The following is a 7,185-nucleotide window of genomic DNA, read 5'->3' on the forward strand; positions in this document are numbered from 1 at the left end:
CCGGCAAACGACAAAATATTACTTTTGAATCCACCCTCCCATGCAGCAAGGCCTTTACGAGAATTTAATCACCAAGCTTATCGCTTCAAAGATTAGCTCCCTCGATAAACAACAATTCTTTGTAAAGGAAACACCTGTCGAAAAGAGCGAGGTCGCTCGCGTGCTTAGTCAGCATGTAAGTCGCCTTTTGAACTACGGTCTGAGCTTGCTTACGGGAGATGACAGTATTGAACGTCAAATCGAATTATCAAACAAGATCATCAGGGTGCTTCGAACTGAGTTGGATCATACAGATTTCGAGGATGATTTGGTTTCGATAAATGGGAAAATCCTGAATGCTGTATTCGCGAAAATGGATGCGCCTTTCTCCGATTTTGAAAAACATATCAAGGAAATAACCCCATTTACGGGTTTAGGACAAAGTGAGTTATTCACGGGTTCGAATGTCGGGCTGTCGCTTGAAAGTGAGTTGAAAAAAGAAATACTGTCTTCTGACAAGATATACTTCCTTGTTTCCTTCATTAAATGGTCGGGTATTAGAATCTTCCAGAAAGAACTAGAAGAATTTACCCGTCGAGGTAATTCCCTCAAAATAATCACGACCTCATATATGGGCGCGACTGATTTGAGAGCAGTAGAGTTTTTAGCCGGACTGCCCAATTCCGAAGTGAAGGTCTCATACAATACGGAAAATGAGCGGCTACACGCTAAATCTTATCTGTTTTTCCGAAATACCGGCTTCAATACGGGCTACATTGGCTCATCCAATATTTCGAGGAGCGCACTAACCAGTGGCTTGGAATGGAACTTGAAAGTAACTACTCAGGAAGTTGGTCACATCATAGACAAATTCGCGAAGACTTTTGAGACGTATTGGCTAGACGGAGAATTCGAATATTTCCGGTCAGGTGAACATTCCGAGAAGTTGAAAGTGGCCCTCGGAAGAGAGAAGAACAAAGGTCAAGTCGAAGGGACTTCTTTCTTTGATATAAAGCCCTTACCGTTTCAGGAGGAAATTTTAGAAAAGCTTCAAGTCGAGAGGCAAATTCATAATAGGAATAGAAACTTGATTGTTGCTGCGACCGGTACAGGAAAAACAGTAGTCTCGGCATTTGATTTCAAGAACTTTCTTAAAACCCAGCCTCATGCGAGACTGCTTTTCGTCGCACACAGAAAAGAGATACTTATTCAGGCTAGGGCAACCTTTGCGGGCATTCTACGTGACAACAACTTTGGTGACCTCTGGGTGGACGGCATCGAGCCAGACAATTATGATGTTGTGTTTGCGTCCGTGATGACTCTTGCAAATCGCATTCAGGAGCTAACACTTTCGGAAAGCTATTATGACTTCATTATCGTTGATGAAGTGCACCACATTGCCGCAAATAGCTATCGCCCAATTCTAAATAAATTTAAGCCGAAGGTGCTTCTTGGCTTGACCGCGACTCCCGAGCGTACTGACGGGGCTGATATTCTGGCGGATTTTTGTGATACAATTGCAGCCGAAATCAGATTGCCTGAGGCGATGAACAGGAAACTGCTTTGTCCATTTCAATATTTTGGAATTAGCGACAGTACAGATTTATCTAATGCAACCTGGCAGAATGGACGCTATCTCCCAAGCGAGCTGACGAGAATTTACACCCACAATGATCTCCGGGTAGGAGAAATAATTAATCATTGCAGAAACTATCTCACAGACTATGAGGATGTCAGGGCACTGGGTTTTTGTGTAACCCGGGAACATGCCATTTACATGGCAGAAAAGTTTTTATTAGCTGGGCTAAAAGCGGATTACCTTGTCAGCGGAGGCGACCGTGAAGAACTGAGATCCACCATCAAATCTAAATTGTTGCGAAAGGATATCAATTACCTCTTCGTGGTTGACATTTTCAATGAAGGTGTCGATATCCCAGAAATTGACACAGTGCTGTTTTTACGACCTACCGAAAGTTTGACGGTGTTTCTTCAACAACTTGGTAGGGGTTTGCGGCTGTCAGAAGGGAAGGAGTGCCTGACTATTCTTGACTTTGTTGGCAATGCCCGGCCGGAATACGATTTTGAAGGTAAGTTCAGGGCGCTCATCGGTAAAACCAATACTTCCACGCTGGAAGAGCTCGAACGCGATTTTCCACATCTGCCATTGGGATGCTCCATTGTTTTGGAAAAGAAGGCAAAGGAAATCATTCTAAAAAACATACGGTCGGCGACCCAGCTCAATACCAATCAGCTTGTTACCAAGATTGCCAATTTCCGGCATCAAACGACATTGCCTTTATCACTTAAAAACTTTGTCGCTTTCCATAACATTCCGCTGCAAGCGATTTACAAGCGAGCGACTTGGAGCAAACTCTGTCAATTGGCAAATCGGTTGGACGATCTGTCGCCAATCAATGAGGAGGAGACGAAGCGCACGATCCTGAAAAAATGGCTCTGCTGTAATTCATTCAGTTATTTGTCATTCATTCTGAGGATTGCGAAGCAGAAGTTTCAGGTAGATGTAAATGCACTGCCCGGTCATGAAAAATTAATGCTGACCATGCTTCACTATGACTTTTGGCAAAGCCCAGGCGGAGCAGAGGACCTATCGGCAAGTATTGCAAAAATTGGAAGAAATGAACAGCTAGTGAGTGAAATGGTCGAGTTGCTCGAACTGGTGATCGACAGAATTGCACACATCGAAACGGACGCTGATCTGCCTTTCGTTCAACCGCTCAAAGTACATAGCCGATATTCGAGAGAACAGATCTTGGCTGCTTTTGGCGAAAACACATTTGAAAGGAAATCTAGCAACCGCGAAGGGGTCGTAAACCTGGAAGCGAAGAATGCCGAGCTGCTGCTCATAACGCTGGAAAAGACTGAAGCAAATTACTCTCCGACCACATTGTATAACGATTACGCAGTCAGTGAAAAGATATTTCACTGGCAATCTCAGAACACCGCCCGGCCTGAAACCGGCAAGGGGCTGTCATATGTAAAGCAAAAGCAAACGGGGAAATCGATTCTTCTTTTTGTGCGGGAGAAGAACAATGATGAATTCAATAATACGATTGCCTATGTCTTCCTGGGCCTGGCGGATTATATCGACCATTATGGAGCGAAGCCGATGAGTATTAATTGGGCACTGCGCGATTCAGCTCCGCATTATATCTGGAAGGATATGGCGAAGATGGCGGTAGGGTGAGGTTGTTTTACCGTAACCAATGGTGCGTCGCTTAGCGTCTTTGTTAATTTTTTAAGACATAAATTTACCTTCGTCAAGATGTTGTTCTTATTCGTATTATCACAAACAAGTATGGATATACAACATTTCTAGAATCTATTCTATTTGTCTTGTTTTATCGGTAAATTTAGGTCAGAACCTTCTTGTGCTTTTCAATGAGTGACAATATATCACCAGTTGGCCAGCCAGCTACCAAATCGTCTACTTTACCAACGGAATTCGAACATTTCAATCGACTCGAATTTTATAAAGAAAATTACTACAAGGAAGTTGAAAGGCTTAGTAGGCTGACAAATGAGATCGCGTTGCAAGGCACAGTCTTGATTGCTTTAATTTCCGGTATATTTTATCTTCTAAATTCGTTTATAACAGTGATTCCGTTTGCTCTGCCATTCTTCCAAATAATTGTACTGGCAGAACTGGTTCCGATTACCCGGGCAGGATATTATCTCTTTCAAAGTTATTCTAAAGTAGCAAAAAAGGGCAGAGAATACCAGTACTTGCCGGAGCTAAATAAAATTGATAAATATTACGATGAGTGCAAGGGCATTTCAGATCAGCCACGGTTTGATCAATTCTTGAAGAAGAACTTTATCGAAATGTCCGATAAACTCTTTCTTAATAACAACGACAAATCTAAATGCTTAACAGACGCTTCGAAATGGTTAGCGGTATCCTTTGGAGGTGCTGGTATCATTGTATTAGTTTTTTTCCTAAATTCCATAGCCAACCCGTATTACACTGAATATCAAAACAAGGTAAAGAATGAGCGATCCACAGGAACAGCCAAGACAACCAGATCCAACCCCGGAGCCACAAAGAGAACCAATAGCACCAGAACCAGTAATCCTGATCGAAAGAAGCGAGAATTGGGGAGAACGCCAGACATGGACAAACCCAATCCCGTTGATCATCAAGGAGGAGTAAAAGCTGTCAAATAGTCAAATGTATAGTTGCATATCTAGTAGACAAGCAATAGTTGTCTTGTAATTTAGGATATGATCCAATGGCTTTTATACTGTGCTTAATCGGAGTCTGGGCGGTTAATTGCGCACTAAAAATATAAGCGGAGCTTGCTTCGGCTGTTTGCTCCTAAAAGACAAAGGCATCAAAAAGGCTGTCAAAAATTCCTGCCTAAGCGATTTTTGTCACCCGCAAAATTAGGTTAGTTCAGTCAAATTTGTGACGTAAAGCACCAAACTTCATTCGGATGAGCGGTGATAGAGCTTAGGCAAAGAGATTTACCTAAACCTGAAAACAACGACATTTCAATCAAGTTGATATTTCTTTTTGATCAACTTTTCAAAAGCGTCGTCTCGATGAATTTCATTCATAAAAGACCAACGATCGACCGTTTCGCCTTTCCAGTCATTTGCCAGGGTGTCAGTTGGTTTTAAGGTTATAAAGAAGATACCGTCTTTTCCAAACACGTTGCCGGGAATAATATGAACAGTCTCTAAGTCGATGGGCTTCCCAAATTCTTGTGGATAATTGATATTCACAAGAAAGTTATTGTGGTCTATGATATTAGCCATGATGTAATGTTTTTCCTAAAAAACACTACCAAGATCAAAATTGTTCAGTATTGATTATTTTTGATTGTTTCTCTTCGAAGGCGCAATGATGCTTTTCATCGAAATGCCGATCCAATAATGTTTTGTTGGCATAAACCAAGTGCTCACAGAACTGTTTCGAGAATGCTCCAATTAAAGGCTTACACTATCAGTGGATTAGGGTACGAAACCTAGTGAATAAGCTGCCAAGTTTCTTTATCTAGGACACTGTCTTTAATCAAGGTATAAATTTCACTGATATTCTTAATTCCCAGATAGTGCATACTATTGTTGGCGTCATACACTTCAAGTCTTCCATCCGCTGTTGGAAGCAAAAAGTACATAGAGGATTTGCTAGCCAATGCGAGCTGAGCATTGTCAGCATTGAGCTCCAATCTGAAGCTTGGCTTATTCTCAATCTCCTTCCAATCACCTGCACTGGCCTTCACACTATTTTCGGATACAAAGACATAACTTAGGATTACTTGAAACGAATTTGGCGATTGTCCAAGAAGGTAACGGCTATGAAACCAGTATGGGTTTTTGGCGTTTGGCTCCCAAGATATCATTTTTCGAAAATCAGATATCTCGGCTTCATTAATAACTACAGGAATACTTGTTGGTAAAGAAGAAAAGAAATTATTCAACATTGTACCTAACTGACTAGCAATAACTTCAAAACCAGGCAGTCTTGATAAAATGAGTGTTCTATTCTCTTAGTTCCTACTCATGAGTCTATTCCGTGACTCTTGTATTGTTTCGAGTAAACTACCAAGCTGGTCTCCATTAGGTGATACGTTTAAGTCTCCTTCTTTTCTAAACATATTATCAAGCAACGTATGAAACTCTTTCGCATTTTGGGGAGCAATGTCTTGTTCGCTGCATCTAGCTGTAAGAGCACGTAAGGCAGCTATACGGTCTAGTGAAATATTTTCTGGATATACAACAAAGCGCCAATCGAGTGGTCTCTGAATTTGTGGCTTATTTGTTGGCTCTGATATCATCCAGATCAGTAATTGTGACATTAGATAAATGTCTAACCAGGGAGGCACTGTCTCTAAAAAATTCAGTGAGGGATCGGGGCTAAACTTGTTCGCAACAGCTTCATTTATATCAGTTAAACGTTCTTCTCCCGTAACGAATGCAATTCCAAAGTCAATTATTATAGGTTTTTCATCGATAACCACCAAATTTTTTGCCTTTATATCTCTATGTATTACGCCTTGTTCATGCAATGGAATAAGTCCCTCCGTAATTTGTTTTACAATTGTAATTGCCTTGTCGAATAGGTCATTTGGTTTGTCTTCAAACTTTTCTTTCTGTTGTCGCCAATATGTTTGAAATTGATTGCCCTTTCTACTAATATACCAATACTGATCGTCTGTTTCCGGCACAGCAAGAATCTCAATGATGTTGCTATGCTTTGTGGATACCAGAATATCTAGTTCTCTACGAAATCTTTGTATATCATTCGGTTTATTACTTTTAAGAAGGCGGAAGACTCCCAATGTTCCATCCTTTAAATTTTTAACTTCTAAAACTGATGCTTGGCCTCCACTCATGAAATTCCCGGACAATTCCCAATCTTTAATATCGTAATCTTTGAAGGCTTGTTCTATTATGCTTCTATTTTCGTCCATTGATAGTTATTGAATTAAATGCACTTATCTGACATAAATAAGTAAATTATTATCGAAACATAATGTTTGAGAGGATGTTAACAAACATTGCCATTATTATGGTCTTTCAAAATGTACTGGAACCCTTCATGGATTAATGCCTTATCATTTTCTACTCTTTCCGTTCAAAAAGTAGTTGCTCGGGAACTATGCATTTTCCTAATCCGCGACTTACCCCGGCACTCCCAAAAGTACCTATTGCAGATCAGAATATTCTCCTATATTTGCCCCGCAAACTTTACTAGATTACCTATGGGATTTTTACTTAAAATCAGGCCAAAATGGCCTTGGAGAGGCAAACGGGTGCAAGTCCCGAAGCCTGATCGAAAATTCCATTCGGTAGAGTTTGCGGTGACCTCTCCATTCTCTTTCCACATTTTTATCCATTTCAAATGCAAACTCTACCGAATGGAGAAGGAATCGACTCGAATGCAAATTCAGTCAACGCAACGAATGATGCACGTCACGCATTAGAAATCGGCGCTCCGCTGACGCAATCGCAGGCAGATTTTCTGTATATCGTCGATTGTCAGGGCTGTCGGGAATTATCCCAATCGCTCAAAATGATCCACGATCTGGCGCTTTATCACTCGGATATCCCGTTTGAGCAAGCTGGAAAAGTCCGCTCTTTTTGACCTGAAAGTACTTTGGGAAGGTCTCGAACAAATGGGCGCGAAAGCTTAGAAATTGGAGGACTGTTGGCGACAGTCCTTTTTTTGTCTTTCGTTAC

The 7,185-nt window shown here is 41.2% G+C and carries 6 protein-coding genes; 3 read left to right on the plus strand and 3 right to left on the minus strand.

The window, feature by feature from the left end; all coding sequences use genetic code 11:
• Positions 1–40 precede the first annotated feature (40 nt).
• Positions 41–3,184, plus strand: a complete 3,144-nt coding sequence (locus AC1XUF_RS31595) for a DUF3427 domain-containing protein (protein ID WP_483345878.1) — start codon at positions 41–43, stop codon at positions 3,182–3,184.
• Between the two features lie 194 nt (positions 3,185–3,378).
• Positions 3,379–4,164: a hypothetical protein gene (locus tag AC1XUF_RS31600; RefSeq protein ID WP_483345879.1), complete on the plus strand. Its 786-nt coding sequence runs from the start codon at positions 3,379–3,381 to the stop codon at positions 4,162–4,164.
• A 327-nt stretch (positions 4,165–4,491) separates the two neighbouring features.
• Here the strand turns inward: AC1XUF_RS31600 and AC1XUF_RS31605 are convergent, their stop codons facing one another.
• From AC1XUF_RS31605 to AC1XUF_RS31615, 3 genes are all read right to left on the minus strand, one after another.
• Positions 4,492–4,758, minus strand: coding sequence for a hypothetical protein (locus AC1XUF_RS31605; RefSeq protein WP_483345880.1), 267 nt, complete (start codon positions 4,756–4,758; stop codon positions 4,492–4,494).
• A gap of 209 nt (positions 4,759–4,967) precedes the next feature.
• Positions 4,968–5,426: a hypothetical protein gene (locus AC1XUF_RS31610; RefSeq protein WP_483345881.1), complete on the minus strand. Its 459-nt coding sequence runs from the start codon at positions 5,424–5,426 to the stop codon at positions 4,968–4,970.
• A 66-nt stretch (positions 5,427–5,492) separates the two neighbouring features.
• Complete coding sequence (locus AC1XUF_RS31615) at positions 5,493–6,416, minus strand: protein kinase family protein (RefSeq protein ID WP_483345882.1); 924 nt, start codon at positions 6,414–6,416, stop codon at positions 5,493–5,495.
• A 431-nt stretch (positions 6,417–6,847) separates the two neighbouring features.
• Between AC1XUF_RS31615 and AC1XUF_RS31620 the strand changes: the two genes are divergently transcribed.
• Positions 6,848–7,090 carry a hypothetical protein gene (locus tag AC1XUF_RS31620; RefSeq protein ID WP_483345883.1) on the plus strand — a complete coding sequence of 81 codons (243 nt, stop codon included), beginning with the start codon at positions 6,848–6,850 and terminating at the stop codon, positions 7,088–7,090.
• The last annotated feature ends 95 nt before the right edge of the window (positions 7,091–7,185 follow it).

The organism is Dyadobacter sp. HNCC25DJ185, from assembly GCF_056895195.1.

Coding starts and splice junctions, on each gene's coding strand:
- AC1XUF_RS31605 (WP_483345880.1), bottom strand. CDS start 4,758: ATGGCTAATATCATAGACCACAATAACTTTCTTGTGAATATCAATTAT.
- AC1XUF_RS31615 (WP_483345882.1), bottom strand. CDS start 6,416: ATGGACGAAAATAGAAGCATAATAGAACAAGCCTTCAAAGATTACGAT.
- AC1XUF_RS31595 (WP_483345878.1), top strand. CDS start 41: ATGCAGCAAGGCCTTTACGAGAATTTAATCACCAAGCTTATCGCTTCA.
- AC1XUF_RS31620 (WP_483345883.1), top strand. CDS start 6,848: ATGCAAACTCTACCGAATGGAGAAGGAATCGACTCGAATGCAAATTCA.
- AC1XUF_RS31610 (WP_483345881.1), bottom strand. CDS start 5,426: ATGTTGAATAATTTCTTTTCTTCTTTACCAACAAGTATTCCTGTAGTT.
- AC1XUF_RS31600 (WP_483345879.1), top strand. CDS start 3,379: ATGAGTGACAATATATCACCAGTTGGCCAGCCAGCTACCAAATCGTCT.